Annotated in this window: 14 protein-coding genes and 1 pseudogene; 2 read left to right on the top strand and 13 right to left on the bottom strand. The window is 33.9% G+C overall.

The window, feature by feature from the left end; all coding sequences use genetic code 11:
• Positions 1–6: 6 nt before the first annotated feature.
• From ACEN92_RS18670 to ACEN92_RS18615, 12 genes and pseudogenes are all read right to left on the bottom strand, one after another.
• The gene (locus tag ACEN92_RS18670) at positions 7–729 is read right to left on the bottom strand and encodes a cell division protein FtsQ/DivIB (protein WP_495639835.1); all 723 of its coding nucleotides are present in this window, start codon (positions 727–729) and stop codon (positions 7–9) included.
• A complete protein-coding gene (gene murC / locus ACEN92_RS18665; protein ID WP_495639834.1) occupies positions 716–2065 on the bottom strand; it encodes a UDP-N-acetylmuramate--L-alanine ligase in 1350 nt (449 codons plus the stop codon). Before murC ends, ACEN92_RS18670 begins: the two co-directional genes overlap by 14 nt.
• Before the next feature lie 153 nt (positions 2066–2218).
• A complete protein-coding gene (gene murG, locus ACEN92_RS18660) occupies positions 2219–3304 on the bottom strand; it encodes an undecaprenyldiphospho-muramoylpentapeptide beta-N-acetylglucosaminyltransferase (RefSeq protein WP_495639833.1) in 1086 nt (361 codons plus the stop codon).
• Positions 3305–3352: 48 nt separating this feature from the next.
• Positions 3353–4666, bottom strand: a complete 1314-nt coding sequence (locus ACEN92_RS18655) for an FtsW/RodA/SpoVE family cell cycle protein (RefSeq protein ID WP_495639832.1) — start codon at positions 4664–4666, stop codon at positions 3353–3355.
• A gap of 80 nt (positions 4667–4746) precedes the next feature.
• Positions 4747–6078: a UDP-N-acetylmuramoyl-L-alanine--D-glutamate ligase gene (gene murD / locus ACEN92_RS18650; protein WP_495639831.1), complete on the bottom strand. Its 1332-nt coding sequence runs from the start codon at positions 6076–6078 to the stop codon at positions 4747–4749.
• Between the two features lie 64 nt (positions 6079–6142).
• Positions 6143–6492: pseudogene (locus ACEN92_RS18645) on the bottom strand (four helix bundle protein).
• Positions 6493–6544: 52 nt separating this feature from the next.
• Positions 6545–7774 (bottom strand): phospho-N-acetylmuramoyl-pentapeptide-transferase, encoded by a 1230-nt coding sequence (mraY, locus tag ACEN92_RS18640; RefSeq protein WP_495639830.1) that lies wholly within the window; start codon positions 7772–7774, stop codon positions 6545–6547.
• A gap of 84 nt (positions 7775–7858) precedes the next feature.
• Positions 7859–9322 carry a UDP-N-acetylmuramoyl-L-alanyl-D-glutamate--2,6-diaminopimelate ligase gene (locus ACEN92_RS18635; protein ID WP_495639829.1) on the bottom strand — a complete coding sequence of 488 codons (1464 nt, stop codon included), beginning with the start codon at positions 9320–9322 and terminating at the stop codon, positions 7859–7861.
• A complete protein-coding gene (locus tag ACEN92_RS18630) occupies positions 9319–11328 on the bottom strand; it encodes a penicillin-binding protein (protein ID WP_495639828.1) in 2010 nt (669 codons plus the stop codon). The genes ACEN92_RS18635 and ACEN92_RS18630 overlap by 4 nt, the downstream gene beginning before the upstream one ends.
• Positions 11319–11666: an FtsL-like putative cell division protein gene (locus ACEN92_RS18625; RefSeq protein WP_495639827.1), complete on the bottom strand. Its 348-nt coding sequence runs from the start codon at positions 11664–11666 to the stop codon at positions 11319–11321. The genes ACEN92_RS18630 and ACEN92_RS18625 overlap by 10 nt, the downstream gene beginning before the upstream one ends.
• Positions 11667–11680: 14 nt before the next feature.
• Positions 11681–12589, bottom strand: a complete 909-nt coding sequence (gene rsmH / locus ACEN92_RS18620; RefSeq protein ID WP_495639826.1) for a 16S rRNA (cytosine(1402)-N(4))-methyltransferase RsmH — start codon at positions 12587–12589, stop codon at positions 11681–11683.
• Positions 12564–13037, bottom strand: coding sequence for a division/cell wall cluster transcriptional repressor MraZ (locus ACEN92_RS18615; RefSeq protein ID WP_029273286.1), 474 nt, complete (start codon positions 13035–13037; stop codon positions 12564–12566). Before ACEN92_RS18615 ends, rsmH begins: the two co-directional genes overlap by 26 nt.
• Positions 13038–13414: 377 nt before the next feature.
• On the opposite strand from ACEN92_RS18615, the gene ACEN92_RS18610 reads away from it, so the two are divergent.
• Together ACEN92_RS18610 and yihA are read left to right on the top strand one after the other, a co-directional pair.
• A complete protein-coding gene (locus ACEN92_RS18610) occupies positions 13415–14179 on the top strand; it encodes an alpha/beta fold hydrolase (protein WP_495639825.1) in 765 nt (254 codons plus the stop codon).
• A gap of 41 nt (positions 14180–14220) precedes the next feature.
• Positions 14221–14841, top strand: a complete 621-nt coding sequence (gene yihA, locus ACEN92_RS18605) for a ribosome biogenesis GTP-binding protein YihA/YsxC (protein ID WP_495639824.1) — start codon at positions 14221–14223, stop codon at positions 14839–14841.
• A gap of 74 nt (positions 14842–14915) precedes the next feature.
• On the opposite strand, the gene ACEN92_RS18600 is transcribed toward yihA, so the two are convergent.
• Positions 14916–17084 carry a peptidase domain-containing ABC transporter gene (locus ACEN92_RS18600; protein ID WP_495639823.1) on the bottom strand — a complete coding sequence of 723 codons (2169 nt, stop codon included), beginning with the start codon at positions 17082–17084 and terminating at the stop codon, positions 14916–14918.
• Positions 17085–17086: the final 2 nt, after the last annotated feature.

Genomic DNA, 17086 nt, shown 5'->3' with positions numbered 1-17086 from the left:
TTTCTATTATTTTGTGCAAACTACTTGTTCCGTAAACCTGAGATCAATTTTATTGTATTTATATAACGAACTATCTAAAACTGCTTTTTGAAAAAAGGCTTTATAATTCCTGAATTTTTCATCTACATTCATCGTTCTTCCAAAATCAATGAAGTAATTATAATTTCTGTTAAACATTTTTAAGCTGCCATTAGGCATAATTTCAATTGCAATGATGTTTTTTTTCAAAAACGCATCGTCATAAATTGTGCGAAATAGTGCAGCTAAATCTTCGTTATTTTTTTTATTTATTGTCCCGGAAACAAGTGGAACCCGCGCTGTAAAATTGTCTGACAAAGGCATTTCATTACCCTCATAATCAATATAAAAAGACCTATCGCCATCGTAAATACGGGCAATCGGGGTCTTCTGTTTTACTACCGCTTTTAGAACACCATCGATACTTACAAATACATCTGACTTTTCAATCATCTCTTGTGTATCCAGGTTTTTTTCTATTTTATTCAAATCTAACTCATCTTTTCGGATACTGGAAGCCTCTTTTTTATTTTCTATCAACAATTTATTAACCGTTTCCGGCTTCACGAAAATCGCATTTTCTCCTACAAAAATGACCATAGATTTTTTCAATTTTCTATCCCCGTTTCTATGTTGGGCAAACGAATACAAAAAAAGTACAAGCCCAAAAATTAGAATTAATCGAATATTTGTCCAATTAAATAGTTTCATTTAGCATTTTTTTGATTGATGGAACCATTTCACCAATATCACCAGCTCCTATTGTTACAATTATTGGCGCATCACTGGCTTTAATCTGCGCTAATAAATCATTTTTTGCAACAATTTTTTTGTTCGAATTTGTCATTTTATCCATTAACCATTCAGAGGTAATCCCTTCCATTGGTAATTCACGAGCCGGATAAATATCCATTAAAAACACTTCGTCAAAAGCAGATAGACTCTCTGCAAATCCATCAGCAAAATCTCTTGTTCTGCTGAATAAATGCGGCTGGAAAATTGCCAGTACTTTACGATTCGGATATAACTCTCTAACCGCCTGATGCACTGCATTTATTTCTGTTGGATGATGTGCATAATCATCGATATAGACCAATTTTTCAGATTTTATCTGATAAGAAAAACGTCTTCTTATTCCATTAAATGATGCAATCGCTTTTGCAATTTTATCTGTTGGCGTACCAAAAGTTTTTGCCATTGCAATAGCCATCAACGCATTCATTAAATTATGTTTTCCAGGTAATCCAAAATGCAGATCTTTCATAATTTCTGATGGCGTCTGTACATCAAAAACATAACTTCCATCTTCAATACGAACATTCACTGCCTTATATGCAGCATCCTCATTAATAGCACATTGAATCCCTTCTATCCATAATTCTTTAGTAATAAATAAATTATTCTTATCTTCTACTTTTGAAGCAAATTCAAGAAATGAGGCTTCAATGGCATCACTGGTTCCATAAATATCCAAATGATCAGCATCCATTGATGTAATGCAGGCTATATCCGGGTGTAAATGCAAAAATGATCTGTCGAATTCATCTGCTTCTACAACTGTTACGCTTTTTCCGCTTCCGATTAAATTCGAATTATAATTCTCAACAATTCCACCAACAAAAGCTGTAACATCAGCACCGCTTTCATATAAAACATGGCCCAAAATACTTGAGGTTGTAGTTTTTCCGTGCGTACCCGCTACGGCAAAACAAAAAGTATCTTTAGTAATAATTCCCAAAACTTCTGCACGCTTTTTAACCTGATATTCTCTTTCTAAAAAATAATTCCATTCTGAATGTGTTCTTGGAACAGCAGGTGTAATAACGACTAATGTATTTTCTACAAAATACCCTTCAGGAATCAAATTAATATTATCTTCAAAATGAATATCAATACCGCTTTCAATCAACTCATTTGTTAGCATTGATGGTGTTTTATCGTAACCTGAAACCTGTTTTCCGATATTTTTAAAATAACGGGCAAGAGCACTCATTCCGATACCTCCGATGCCAATAAAATAAACGTTTTGTATTTGATTTAAATTCATTTCAATTTTAATTTTGAGCTATTTACATGTCAATTTTATTTGTATAAAACTAGTAATTAAGCCTTTGTATTTTTCTTACTTTAATAACTCAAAACGCCTAAAATAGCGTTCTAATTTTTTTATTTAGTTCTATAATTATCTTAAAAAGTTATATTATAACAACTTTTTAATTTCCTCTACAATAACTTTTACAGCATTTGGTTTGGCCAATTTTTTAATATTCTCGCTTAATTGATTTTGTTTCCCCTGATCTTTCAACAGAGCTTCAAAAACAATACTAAACTGACTTTCTAATTCTGATTCTTTTAATAAAACAGCTCCTTTTGCATCAACAATTGCCTGCGCATTTTTTGTTTGGTGATCTTCGGCTACATTAGGTGACGGAATAAAAATTACCGGTTTTCCAACAATACATAATTCCGAAACTGATGAAGCTCCTGCACGTGAAATAATCACGTCGGCAGCAGCGTAAACAAAATCCATTCTTTCAATAAAATCAACCACTCTTACGTTTTGCTGATTGTATTTTTTATAATCCTCAAAATATAATTTTCCGCATTGCCAGATAATCTGAACATCATGTGAGAGAAAGTTTTGCAGCTCTTTTTCGATTAATTGATTGATTCTTCTGGCTCCTAAACTTCCTCCCAAAACCAATAGTGTTTTTTTATTCGGATCTAAACCATAAAAAGAAACTGCTTCTTCTCTTTTACTATCAATATCAATTAAATCCTGACGAACCGGATTTCCCGTAAAGACAATTTTTTCTTTTGGAAAAAAACGCTCTAAATTTTCATAGGCAACACAAATTGCATTGGCTTTTTTACTCAGTAATTTATTAGTAATTCCGGGAAACGAATTTTGTTCCTGAATTACTGTCGGAATTCTTGCTGAACCTGCCGCCTGCAGTAAAGGGCCGCTTGCAAAACCACCGGTACCTATAACCACATTCGGTTTGAACTTTTTAATAATTCTTCTTGATTCCAGTAAACTTGTTGCCAATTTTAAAGGAAACATGATGTTTTGCAAGGTCAATTTCCTTTGTAAACCGGCAATCCAAAGTCCTTTTATTTCATAACCTGCCTGAGGTACTTTTTGCATTTCCATTTTATCCCGGGCACCCACAAAAAGAAATTCTGCATCAGGAAATTGTAATTTTAATTCATTTGCAATCGCAATCGCAGGATAAATATGTCCTCCTGTCCCGCCACCGCTTAGTATGAATTTATATTGTGTCATATTCTTTAAAAGTTAAAACGTCTTAAAACTATTCTATTTTTAACTGCATTATTTATTTAAAACTGCATTCATCGGATTTTTAGAATTATCTTCAATAGAATACCTCATTCCTTCTTCTTCATAAATTTCGTCAGCCGGCAAATCTTCTTCTGCTAATTCTTTATCTATTAATCTTTGAAGTGCTTCTTTTCTTCTTTCTTTTTCTTGCTGCTCTTCAACTATTTCTTCTTCTTTTTTAGTTACACTAATGATAATCCCGAGAGCGAAACACGTCATCCAAATTGAACTTCCTCCACTACTGATTAACGGAAGTGTTTGTCCTGTAACCGGCAATAATTCAACTGCTACTGCCATATTTATCATCGCCTGAAATATCATTGGAAAACCGAGCCCGACGACGACTAATTTTCCAAATAATGTATTTGCCTTGTGCGATGCTATAACAAATCTGAACAATAACAACAGGTATAAAAGCAAAATCGAAACTCCACCAACAAGTCCATATTCTTCAACAACTATAGCATAAATAAAATCAGATGACGATTGCGGTAAAAAGTTTTTCTGAACACTTTTCCCCGGACCTAAACCTCCTAATCTTCCCGATGCAATTGCAATTTTCGCTTTTTCAATCTGATAATCGTCTTCGTCAGGTTTGTCTGTGGTAAAATTCATAATACGACTTTCCCAGGTTGATACCCTGCTAAAGAATCTTGAATCCGGAAAAGCTTTCGCCACCAAAAGGAAAAACACTAACATTGCAATTCCTGAACCTATAATAATACCGATATACTTTAATGGATATTTACCGATGAATGTCAGCATCATAACCATGCAGAAAATCAACGCTGTCGTCGAAAAATTGGCTGGTAAAATAAGCGCTAATGTTATAAAAACCGGTATCCAAAGCTGCACAAATGATGTTTGAAAAGGTTCGTTTTCTTCTTTCGTTTTTGACAAATAACGAGCTACATATATAAACAATACGATTGAAGCCAAAGTGGAAGTCTGAAATGTAATTCCGATAAAAGGAACCTGAATCCAACGACTTGCATTCGCTCCTGCAATCACTGTCCCTTTCAGCAATGTATAAAGCAATAAGAGCCAAACTACAGGTAACGCAATTTTAGAAATGGCCCTGAAATAATGGTATGGCACTTTATGTACCCAATAAATAATCAGGAATCCAATACAAATGTGTGCCAGATGCTTTACCAAATAACCCAAAGTGTTTCCGGTTCCGTGACCTATGTAAGCCAAATTACTACTTGCACTAAAAACAGGCATAAACGAAAACAGCGCTAATAAAGCCACAAATGACCATATTACCCTATCTCCTTTTAATTTGTTTACCAGTTGCTTCATAATGCTTAGTTTAAAGTTTTTCTTGTTTCATGTTTCAAGTTCCTCCTAGCGTGAAACTTGAAACATGAAACTATTTTTCTTTACAGGTTATGGACTGCTTGCTTAAATTGTTTTCCACGATCTTCGTAACTTTCAAATAAATCAAAACTAGCACAAGCCGGAGACAACAAAACAGCATCGCCTTTTTCGGTTAAACGCTGTGCTGTTTTTACGGCGTCGCTCATATTATTTACTTCAACCATGATATCAACTACGTTCCCAAAAGCTTCGATAATTTTACGATTATCGATTCCTAAACAGATAATTGCTTTTACTTTTTCACGAACCAATGACATTAATTCGTTGTAATCGTTTCCTTTATCAACACCACCAACGATCCAAACGGTTGGGACATTCATACTGTCTAAAGCGAAAAAAGTAGCATTTACATTTGTTGCTTTCGAATCGTTAATGTATTGCACGTTTTGAATTTTTAAAACTTTCTCCAAACGGTGTTCAACACCTTGAAAATTAGATAAACTTTCGCGAATTGTTGCATTTCTAATTTGCATCAATTTTGCTACAGAGCTTGCTGCCATTGCGTTTTTCATATTATGTTTTCCTTCTAATGCAATGTATTCTGTTTCCATTGTAAACTCTTCCTGGTTGATCTGTATTTCCATTTTGTTGTTATTTATAGAAGCCCCTTCATTGAATACTTTAGTCAATGAGAAAGGGATTAATTTTGCTTTTGTTGTGTTATGCTGTAACCACTCTGTAATTGCCTGATCATCTGCATCATAAATAAGATAATCGCTTTCGGTCTGATTCATCGTTATTCTGAACTTAGAATCAATGTATTTTTGATATTTATATTCGTACCGGTCTAAATGATCCGGACTAATGTTCGTTATAATGGCAATATCAGGCCTGTAATCTATAATTCCGTCAAGCTGAAAACTGCTTAATTCCAGCACATAGGCATCGTATTTATTTTCGGCTACCTGCCATGCAAAACTTTTTCCGATATTACCGCCCATTCCAACATTCAAACCTGCTGATTTTAGCAAATGATAGGTTAACATTGTTGTCGTTGTTTTACCATTGCTTCCAGTAATTCCAATAGTTAAAGCCTCGGTAAATGGTTTTGCAAACTCTATTTCCGAAATCACCTTAACCCCGGCTTCAATAAGCTTTTTTACGATGGGAGATTTATCCGGAATCCCCGGGCTTTTCATGACCACATCGGCATTTAAAATCAGGTTTTCTGTATGCTGTTCTTCTTCCCAGGCAATTCCATTAATGATAAGAACTTCTTTATAGCTTTCTTTTATTTTTCCAAAATCAGATACAAAAACATCATATCCTTTTTTCTTACCCAGAATAGCGGTACCTACACCACTTTCTCCTGCTCCTAAAACAACTAGTCTCATACTCTGTTTAATTAAAAATTGAGAATTAAAAATTAAAAATCACTTTAGACTTTTAATCGAATTCCTATTTTCCTTTTAGGGTTATTATAATTTTTGCTAATATTCTGCAAAGTTCATCAGCCTCACCATAGATGCTGTCGAATTCACTTACAGAGATATAATCTGTTGCTTTTAATAATTTTAACCAATAAATAGTTTCTCTCGCTTCTTTATATGAAATCTCAAGCTTAAATAAAAACTCTTTATCAGAACGACCTCCAATTGACTCTTCAATATTTGCCCAATTGAAGTTCCACATCTTAAAATTTGTTTACTCAAAACAAATTCCTTTTTTGTAGTAGTTAGATATTTGTACAAATTGATAATTCTAACCGCAAAAAGAAATGATTTATCCTGAATAATATTTTCTTTCATTTATAAGAACTTGTAATTTTTTAATTTTTAAATTCTAAATTTTTAATTGAACTTATCTTAATTTTAAAGTAACAATTGATAATATGGCTAACATGATGGCAACAATCCAAAATCGGGTTACAATTTTGCTCTCATGATATCCTTTTTTCTGATAATGATGATGTAAAGGAGACATCAGGAAAATTCTACGACCTTCGCCGAAACGCCTTTTTGTATATTTAAAATAAGCTACCTGAATAATTACTGAAGCACTCTCTGCTAAGAAAATTCCACAGAATAAAACAATCAATATTTCTTTACGGACTGCAATTGCTAAAACTGCAATGATTCCTCCAATAGTCAAACTTCCTGTATCTCCCATAAAAACAGATGCGGGATACGAATTATACCAAAGAAATCCAATTAAGGCTCCCACAAAAGCAGATATAAAAACCGTCATTTCTCCCGAATTTGGGATGTACATAATGTTGAGATAATTCGAGAAAATAATATTCCCCGAAACAAACGTAAATATTCCGAGTGCGAGGACAGATATTGCCGAAGTTCCGGCCGCAAGGCCATCAATTCCATCAGTTAGATTAGCTCCGTTTGAAACTGCTGTAATAATAAAAATAACAACCGGGATAAAAATCAACCATGCCCATTTTTCATATCCTTCTCCCATAAAAGATAAAACTTCAGCATAATCAAATTCATTATTTTTAACGAAAGGGATTGTTGTAGCTGTTGATTTTTCTTCAACCGGAACCGGTAAAACCACAGTTGTGCTTACACCTTTATAAATATCGGTTCTTCCTGTATCGGTTCTCACAGTTACAGCCGGATTGAAATATAAAACCGCACCAACAATAATCCCTAAACCAACCTGACCGATAACTTTAAAAATCCCTTTAAGTCCTTGTTTATCTTTTTTGAATATTTTAATATAATCGTCAACAAAACCAATTGTCCCCATCCAAAGTGTAGTAACAATAAGCAATACTATGTAAATATTATGCAGACGGGCAAATAACAAAACTGGTACAAGCGTTGCAAAAATGATAATCAGTCCACCCATTGTAGGTGTTCCCGCTTTTTCATTCTGACCTGCAAGACCTAACTCACGAACGGTTTCACCTACTTGTTGATTACGTAAAAAATTGATAACTCTTTTTCCGTAAATCGTTGACAAGAGCAATGAAAGCATAAATGCCAAAGCCGATCTGAAAGTAATGTATTGGAAAACCCCTGTTCCGGGAACATCCAGTGTTTTGTTTAAATATTCAAATAAATAGTATAGCATATATCTTTTATTTTAAATTCCAATTTTATAAATTCCAAACTCCAACATTTTAATTGGATTTTTAGAATTGAATTTTATCTTTTGTTATTTCCCTAGTTGTTCTAAAATTTCTTTCACGGTTTCCATGTCATCAAAATGATGACGAACACCGTTTATTTCCTGATAGGTCTCATGACCTTTGCCCGCAATCAAAATAATATCGTTGGCCTGAGCTAATTGACAAGCTGTTTTTATGGCTTGTTTTCTATCTGTAATTCTTAGCATTTTTTTATAATTATGTGCTTCAACTCCCTTCTCCATCTCATTAAGAATCGTTTCCGGATCTTCATTTCTTGGATTATCCGATGTCAGTATGGCTTTATCACTAAAATCTGCAGCGATTTTAGCCATAATTGGCCGTTTCGTTTTATCTCTGTTTCCTCCGCAGCCTACAACGGTAAGCAATTGTTCATTTTTTGTACGAATATCATCAATCGTTTTTAATACATTTTCCAAAGCGTCCGGTGTATGGGCATAATCTACAATCGCAGTAATATTTCCTTCCGAAACAATATATTGAAAACGTCCTGAAACACTTTCTAAATCAGACAGTAAACGCAATGCCTCAAGACTGTCTATTCCTAATTCAACAGCTGTACCGTAGATTGCCAATACGTTATAAGCATTAAACGTTCCTATTAATTTTACCCAAACTTCATTATCATTAACTTTTAATAATAATCCTGATAATTGGCTTTCTAATATCTGAGCTTTAAAATCAGCATATGTTTTTAGAGCATAAGTACGTTTTCTGGCAATCGTATTCTGCAGCATCACCGGTCCGTTTTTATCATCAATGTTTGACAAGGCAAAAGCCGTTTTTGGCAACGAATCAAAAAATGCTTTTTTCACATCTCTGTATTCTGCAAAAGTTGGATGGTAATCTAAATGATCATGGGACAGGTTCGTAAAAACTCCGCCAGCAAAATGCAAAGCTTTCGTACGTTTTTGATGAATCCCGTGTGAACTCACTTCCATAAAACAATGTGTTACACCGGCTTCCACCATTTCACTCAAATAATGATTGATCGTAAGAGAATCCGGAGTTGTATGTGTTGCTTTATATTCTGTTTCCACAACCATGATTTTTACTGTTGATAATAAACCAACTTTAAAACCTGCTTTTTGAAACAATTGAAACAATAAAGAGGCAATGGTTGTTTTTCCGTTTGTACCGGTAACCCCAACCAATTTTAATTTCTCAGAAGGATTCCCAAAATAATTAGCTGCCATAAAAGCCAATGCTGAATTAGTATCCTTTACCTTTATATAGGTAATTCCTTTTTCAATATTCTCCGGCAAAGCATCACATATAATCGCAACAGCTCCTAATTGAATTGCTTTTTCGATATAATCATGACCATCAGAAAGTGTTCCGCGAATAGCCACGAAAACATCATTTTCTTCAATTTTTCTTGAATCAAAATCAATTTTATGGATAGCAATTTCTGTCGAACCCGTTACGGATTCGATACTTACTTTATATAATATGTCTTTAAGTATTTTCACGATAACTCTAATACTATTGTTGTGTTTTTACTAATATTCTGACCAGCCTGTAATGACTGTTTTTTTACTTTCCCTACTCCGTTTACTTTTACTTTTAAACCTAAGTTTTCTAGTAAAGCAATGGCATCCATTCCCGGCATTCCTTTTAAGTTTGGAACCAGTTTTGATTTCTTATTTACTTCTAAATCATACTTATCATAACTATATTCCTGTTTTGGAATTTTGGAGTCCAGTTTTTTTATTTTGTTGGTTGAAGGTGCATCTGTAAATATTTTTTGGGCGATTCTTTTAAAAACCGGCCCGGCAACATCTGCTCCGTAATAATTATTCTTGGATGTATTCGGTTTATGAACTACCACAATACAAGAATATTTAGGGTTATCAGCCGGAAAATATCCCACAAAAGAAGATGCATAATACAATGCCGATTTTCCTTCTTTTCCTCCGTAATTTACCTGAGCTGTTCCCGTTTTACCCGCCATCGAAAAATCTTTCGAATATAACTTAGAGCCTGTTCCTTTTTTAACCACATTCAGCATTACTGCTTTTAATTTTTTGATGGTTTCTTCCGAACATACTTTTGGATTTATAACTTCTACATCAAACTTTTTAATCGTTTTATTCCATTCTTTAATTTCAGAAACAAATTGCGGTTTTACCATTACTCCATTATTTGCAACCGAATTATAGAATGCCAGCGTCTGCATTGGCGTTACCGAAACTCCGTAACCAAAAGCCATCCACGGAAGTGAAATTCCTGACCAATGTTTGTCTCCAGGTTGTGGAATATATGGCCTTCCCTCTCCTTTAAAATGCAATCCTAATGTCTTATTTAATCCGTATCCATTAATATGATTTACAAACTTAGATGGGTTATTTTTGTAATTTTCATAAACCGCCTGAACCATTACGGTATTTGACGAAAGTTCGAATCCGCGGGCTAACGAAACCTTTCCGTAACCACCTATGTGCGAATCATTAACTGGACGACCATAGTATCTTATTTGACCTCCGTGGCTGTCATAAACCGTACTTGTATCAGCTACTTTATCTTCTAAAATCGCCATTAAATCAACTAGTTTAAAAGTCGATCCCGGCTCCTGAGATTCCGCTATCGCATAATTTGTTGTTTCATAGTACGATCCATCTTCTGCCCTTCCTAAATTAGAAATCGCTTTTACATGTCCCGTTTGCGTTTCCATAACTACAACACAGCCGTGATCTGCCTGATAATCTTCTAATTGCTTCAATAAAGCATGATGTGCAATATCCTGAATAAAAACATCTATTGTTGAAATAACATCATAACCATCAATTGGATCTACTTCATTTACATCACGAATAGGTTTCCATTGTCCTTTGGCAATTTTTTGTTTTAAAATTTTACCATCTTTTCCGTTTAGGTAACTCTTAAAAGCCCATTCGATTCCTTTCCCAACTTCCACTCCTGTTGCAGGATCAATTCGGTCGTAGCCGATTGTTCGTTCTGCAATTTTCCCAATCGGATGTTTTCTAACTGTTTCCTGTTCAATTATAATTCCCCCTTTGAAAGCTCCTAAATTAAAAAGAGGAAAGCCTTTAATTCTAACATATTCCGTATAACTTAAATTGCGCGCAATCAGATAATAACGATTTTTATTAGACCTCGCTTTTCTTAATTCATTTTGATAATAACCACTAGGTCTCCCTAAAACAACCGATAATGAATCTGAGAGAAGTTTTACATATTTTTCAAAATTCTCTTCTTTTGGTGCTTTTGAGTCAAATCTTATTTCATAATTAGGAATCGATGTTGCCAGCAAACTTCCGTCAGCCGAATATATATTTCCTTTATTGGCAGGAATCACGAAATTCCTGACTGTACGCTGTTTAGCCAGTTTTCTGTAATAATCTCCTTCTACCCATTGAATATTAGTTAATTTAACAACAATAGCAATTGCCATCACAAAGATGAAAACTGCTACCAGGTAAATTCTGTAGGATATATGCTTATCGTCTACTGCCATATTCTTTTAAAGAAACTTTTTTCTTCTTCTTTTTTAACTTCTATTTTTGTTGGAGGCACCGTTGAAGGATAAATTTGTTTTTCAAACATCTTATCCGAAACTGTCGATTCCATTTTCAATTTCATCAATTCTGAACGTCGGTCTACAAATTCTGAACGCAATTCCTTTACTTCATTATTCAGTTTTGCAATTTCAAAAACCTTTTGTTCGTATCGCTGTGTATTGGCAATCATTAAAATAGCAAGCAGAATGATAAAAACAATGAACCGCCAGTTTTTCACCGCGTCATCATTAATCAGAAATCTTGCTTTTAATATGTCGAATACACCATTTTTCATTTTATACCTATATATTATATCTTTTCAGCAATTCTTAATTTTGCACTTCTTGCCCTGTTGTTGATTTTTATTTCGGCATCGTCAGGAACAATCAATTTTCCGATAGTCTTAAACGGAACCGAAAAATTTCCGAAAAAATCTCGTTCAGGCTCCCCTTCAAACATTCCGTTTTTAATAAACCTTTTTACCAGTCTGTCTTCTAAAGAATGATATGAAATCACTGAAAATCTTCCGCCTGGATTTAAAATTTCCAATGATTGCTCGATAAACTCTTTTAAAACATCCATCTCCTGATTTACCTCAATACGAATCGCCTGATAAATCTGAGCCAATATTTTATTTCGAACTCTTTCAGGCAGATGTTTCGCCAAAACTTCTTTTAACTCATCTGTAGTTTTTATCGGCTGAAGCTCTCTGGCTTCAATAATTGTTCTTGACAAAACCGGAGCATTTTTCAATTCTCCATAATCCGAGAATACTCTTCTCAAATCAGCATCATCATATTCATTAACTACCCGATACGCATTCAAATCATTTTTCTGACTCATTCTCATATCCAGCTCGGCATCAAAACGTGTCGAGAAACCTCTTTCCGGAACATCAAACTGGTGTGATGAAACTCCTAAATCAGCCAAAATACCATCAACACTTTTTACTCCGTGAAAACGCAAAAATCTTTTTATGAATCTGAAGTTTTCATTAATTAAGGTAAAGCGTTCGTCCGGCAACGCATTTGCAAGCGCATCTTCATCCTGATCAAAAGCAAATAATTTTCCGTTTGGCCCCAATCGTCTCAAAATTTCTTTTGAATGGCCGCCGCCGCCAAACGTAACATCAACATATACACCATCAGGCTTAATATTTAAACCATCAACTGTAGGATGAAGCAAAACCGGATTATGATATTCCATTGTCGTCGTCATTAATATTTCCCATTACTTCTTCAGCCAGATCTGCAAAATCCATATCTTCGCCGCTTATTGATTTTTCATACAAATCCTTATCCCAAATCTCTACAATATTAACCGCAGATGAAAAAACTACGTCTTTCGAAATACTTGAAAAAGCTACCAAATCCTTCGGAACCAGTAATCTTCCCAATGCATCAATTTCTACTACTTTAACTCCGGCAGTAAACCTTCGGATGAAATCATTGTTCTTTTTTACAAAGCGATTTAATTTGTTGATTTTTTGCATCATCAAATCCCATTCTTCCATCGGATATAACTCTAAACACGGTTGAAATACAGAGCGCTTCAAAACAAATCCGTTTTGAAGAGAAGAAGCCAATTGCTTTTTTAAGGGAGCAGGCATCATAAGCCTTCCTTTAGCATCAACTTTACACTCATATGTTCCTACAATTGTGTTCAAGAAAAAGCATTATATAGTTATACAGCAAAAATATAAAAAATATTACCACATTTTACCACTATATACCACTTTGTTAATAAGTTTAACCACTTTCATACCACAATACCTAATTTATAATCAATCAATATTTTAACTATTAATTAGCTTAATAACTATTATTGCAATCAATCGAAAAAATTACATACCGTTTTTCTTAAAAAAGTAATTATAATGCAAATTTTTTAACACTTGAACATTACTACAAAATCAATCCTTAAAGCTGATTTTTAAACAGTTAGCATTAATGCAAAAATTATGTAGTTAAAAAACGGCACCAAAAATTTATTTTTATTTATTAAACCCTATATTTGTCCAAATTGAAATTGGCATTAGATTAAATGGACAAAAACTACAAAAAAGAAGGTAAATACAGCTATTTTGAAGCTGGTGAAGGAACTCCTATCGTTATCTTACATGGCTTAATGGGAGGCCTTAGTAACTTTGATGCTGTAGCGGAATATTTTCCAACGAAAGGATTCAAAGTTGTTATTCCTGATTTGCCAATATACACTCAGAGTATCTTAAAAACGAACGTAAAAAGTTTTGCTAAATACGTAAAAGATTTCATCAATTTTAAAGGCTTTGATAAAGTTATTCTATTAGGAAATTCACTGGGAGGACACATTGCCCTTTACCATACCAAATTATATCCCGAAAAAGTAGCAGGACTAGTAATAACCGGAAGTTCAGGACTTTACGAAAGCGCAATGGGAGACAGTTATCCAAAAAGAGGTGATTATGAATACATCAGAAAGAAAGCTGAAGCTGTATTTTATGATCCTGCAATTGCTACTCCTGAGCTTATTGATGAAGTTTATGCTACGGTTAATGACCGTATCAAACTAATCAAAACCTTAACAATTGCCAAAAGTGCTATTCGCCATAATATGGCAAAAGATTTACCAAAAATGACAGTTGAAACCTGTATCATCTGGGGTAAAAATGATGCCGTAACACCACCAAACGTGGCAGAAGAATTTGATAAACTATTGCCTAATTCAACTTTGTATTGGATAGACAAATGCGGACATGCTGCTATGATGGAACATCCTCAGGAATTTAATGAAATTCTTGAAGAATGGCTCGTTAAAAAGAATTTTTAGCATCCAACTTTCGACTTTAAGGAGGTTTTAAAACCAAAAACATGAAAATTAATACCGCCGAATTCATAATAAGCAATTCTGAAGTTTCAAAATGCCCGCAGGATTTTTTGCCGGAATATGCTTTTATAGGAAGATCAAACGTAGGTAAGTCATCTTTGATTAACATGATTACCAATCATAAAAATTTAGCCAAAACTTCAGGAAGACCTGGAAAAACACAATTAATTAATCATTTTAAGATTAACAATAATTGGTTTTTAGTCGATTTACCGGGGTATGGTTATGCTAAGGTATCTAAAAAGACAAAATCGGTTTTTCAGCAATTTATTACTGATTATTTTGAAACGAGAGAGCAATTGGTTTGTGCCTTTGTTTTGATTGATATTCGTCACGAGGCACAGAACATAGATATTGAATTTATGTCGTACATGGGCGAAAGCGAGATTCCGTTTTGTATCATTTTTACTAAAGCCGACAAAATCAGCAAGACCAAAATTGACTCGCATATTGCAGCTTACAAAAAACAGATGTTTGTCAATAACTGGGAAGAAATGCCACATTATTTTGTAACTTCTGCTACTGAATCAACCGGAAAAGAAGAGCTTTTATCTTATATTGATGAAGTGAATCAGGAAGTTTTTAAGAATAACAATCAGTTTTAAATTCTGATCAAACAATACCTCATAAAAAAAATCCCAAATTCCAATTTTTACGAATTGGAATTTGGGATTTTTATTTAAACTAAACTTTGCTTCTTCCATAAATCAAAATATTTTTCTTTCCTTTCTAATAAAACATGATGATTACCTGATTCTACAATTTTTCCGTTTTCCATAACCAGGATTTGATCTGCGTTTGCAATGGTACTTAATCTATGTGCAATTATTACAATAGTCTTTCCTTGTTTTTTAAAATCATCAATTACTTCTTTGACAATTCTTTCAGAATTCGTATCTAATGATGATGTTGCTTCATCCATTAACAAAATTTCAGGATCTTTGTATAGAGCACGTGCAATCGCAATTCTTTGTTTTTGTCCTCCCGATAACATAGTTCCATTTTCACCAATTTGTGTTTCGAAACCATTTGGCAGTTTTTCTACAAATTCAGTAATTCCTAATTGTTTAGACAAATCTAATATCCTTTGGATGTTTGGAAAAGAATCACCTAAAGCAATGTTTTCGATAATGTTTCCGGAAAACAAATTAAGCTGTTGCGGAATAACACCAATTAACTGTCTTAGACTTTTGTAATGTATAAATTGAGTATCATAATTTCCAATATATATTTTTCCTTCTTTTATTGGGTATAAATTTTGCAGAAGTGAAATCAGCGTAGTTTTTCCGCTACCACTTTCCCCGACAATGGCAGTAGTCTCATTTTTTTTAAATGTTGCATTAAAGTCTTTAAAAACATCCATTCGCGAGCCATACCTAAAACTTACGTTTTCAAATTTAATGTCTCCGATATGTTCCCTTTGCATTTCAATTTTATTCTCTGTTTTTTCACGCTCCAGATCCATGATTTCGAAAAGCCTGTCGGCAGCAATCAGGGCATTTTGAGCAGTTTTATTCATGCCTATTAAAGAGGCAACTGGCGACGTAAAGTAACTAATTAATGCATAAAACGAAAATAATTCTCCGGGGGTAATAGCACGATCAATTACATAACCTGATCCAATCCACATTAGAATAACAGTAAATAAAGAAGCCAGAAATTGTGTAGAACTTCCGGCAAAAATACCATTTAAACCTGATTTGTAAGTACTGAATAATAGTTTTACAAATTTGTTTTCTGTTTTTAAGTTTGAAAAATCTTCTATGCCAAATTCTTTAACAGTACGAACATGGGTAACACTTTCGACCAACTGTGTTTGAAGTTCTGCAGCATTTTCCATGATGTTTCGTTCTACTTTTTTATTGAATTTATTCAGAATAAAATAAATCAAACCATAAAAAGGTATTACAACCAAAATTACCAAAGCTAATTTCCAGTAATAGGTAAACATTAAGGTGAATGAAAAAATTACAATAAAGACGTTTACAATCATATCAATTGCAACTTCATTTATAAAGGATCTGATTTTTACAGCGTCATTTATTCGTGATGTGATTTCGCCTATCTGCATAGTGTCAAAAAAGCGTTGTGGCAGATGCAGCAAATGTTTATAGTACCCAAGAATTAATTTTGCATCAATTAATTGTCCCGTTTTCATTACAAAAATACTTTTTTGAGAGCCAATGAATCCTTGCAATAGAATTACACCAATCATTGAAATACTCAATAGATTAAGTAGTTTTCGATTGCCTTCAACCAAAACATAATCCGTAATTTTCTGGATATAAATAGACATTGCCAGTCCCAAGACCGTAAAAACAATCGCTCCCAGCAATGCCTGAATTAAAATACTTTTATGAGGCTGAATCAAATGCCAGAAACGTGTAATTGGGGAAACTTTCTCATTGTATGTTCTAAAATCATCATTTGGGGCAAAAAGAATCAAAACCCCTGACCAGATTTTCTGAAATTCCTCAAAAGTATAGGTTTCCATTTTACCAAAAGCAGGATCCATTACGGTAATTTTAGACTGACTTTCCGTTTTCGATTTTTCAACTTTATAGATGACTACATAATGATGCAATTGCTGTTTTATCACCACATGTGCAATCGCCGGTAAAGGGATTTTATCTAAGGAATCCATCCCACCCTTTACCCCTTTTGCGGTAAAACCCATTTTTTCTGCAGCTTCAACAATGCCAAGTACATTAGTCCCGCGTTTATCTGTATGGGCATACTGGCGGATTCTTGCTATGGGGAGATTAACCTGGTAATGATTTCCAATAGATGCCAGACAAGCAGCACCACAATCTTTAATATCATGTTGTTTAATTTTTATTGATGCCATTT

The sequence above is a fragment of the Flavobacterium sp. Flavsp81 genome, assembly GCF_059491325.1.
Note: the sequence above shows the minus strand (reverse complement) of the source record. Positions and strands in the feature narration are given on the sequence as shown.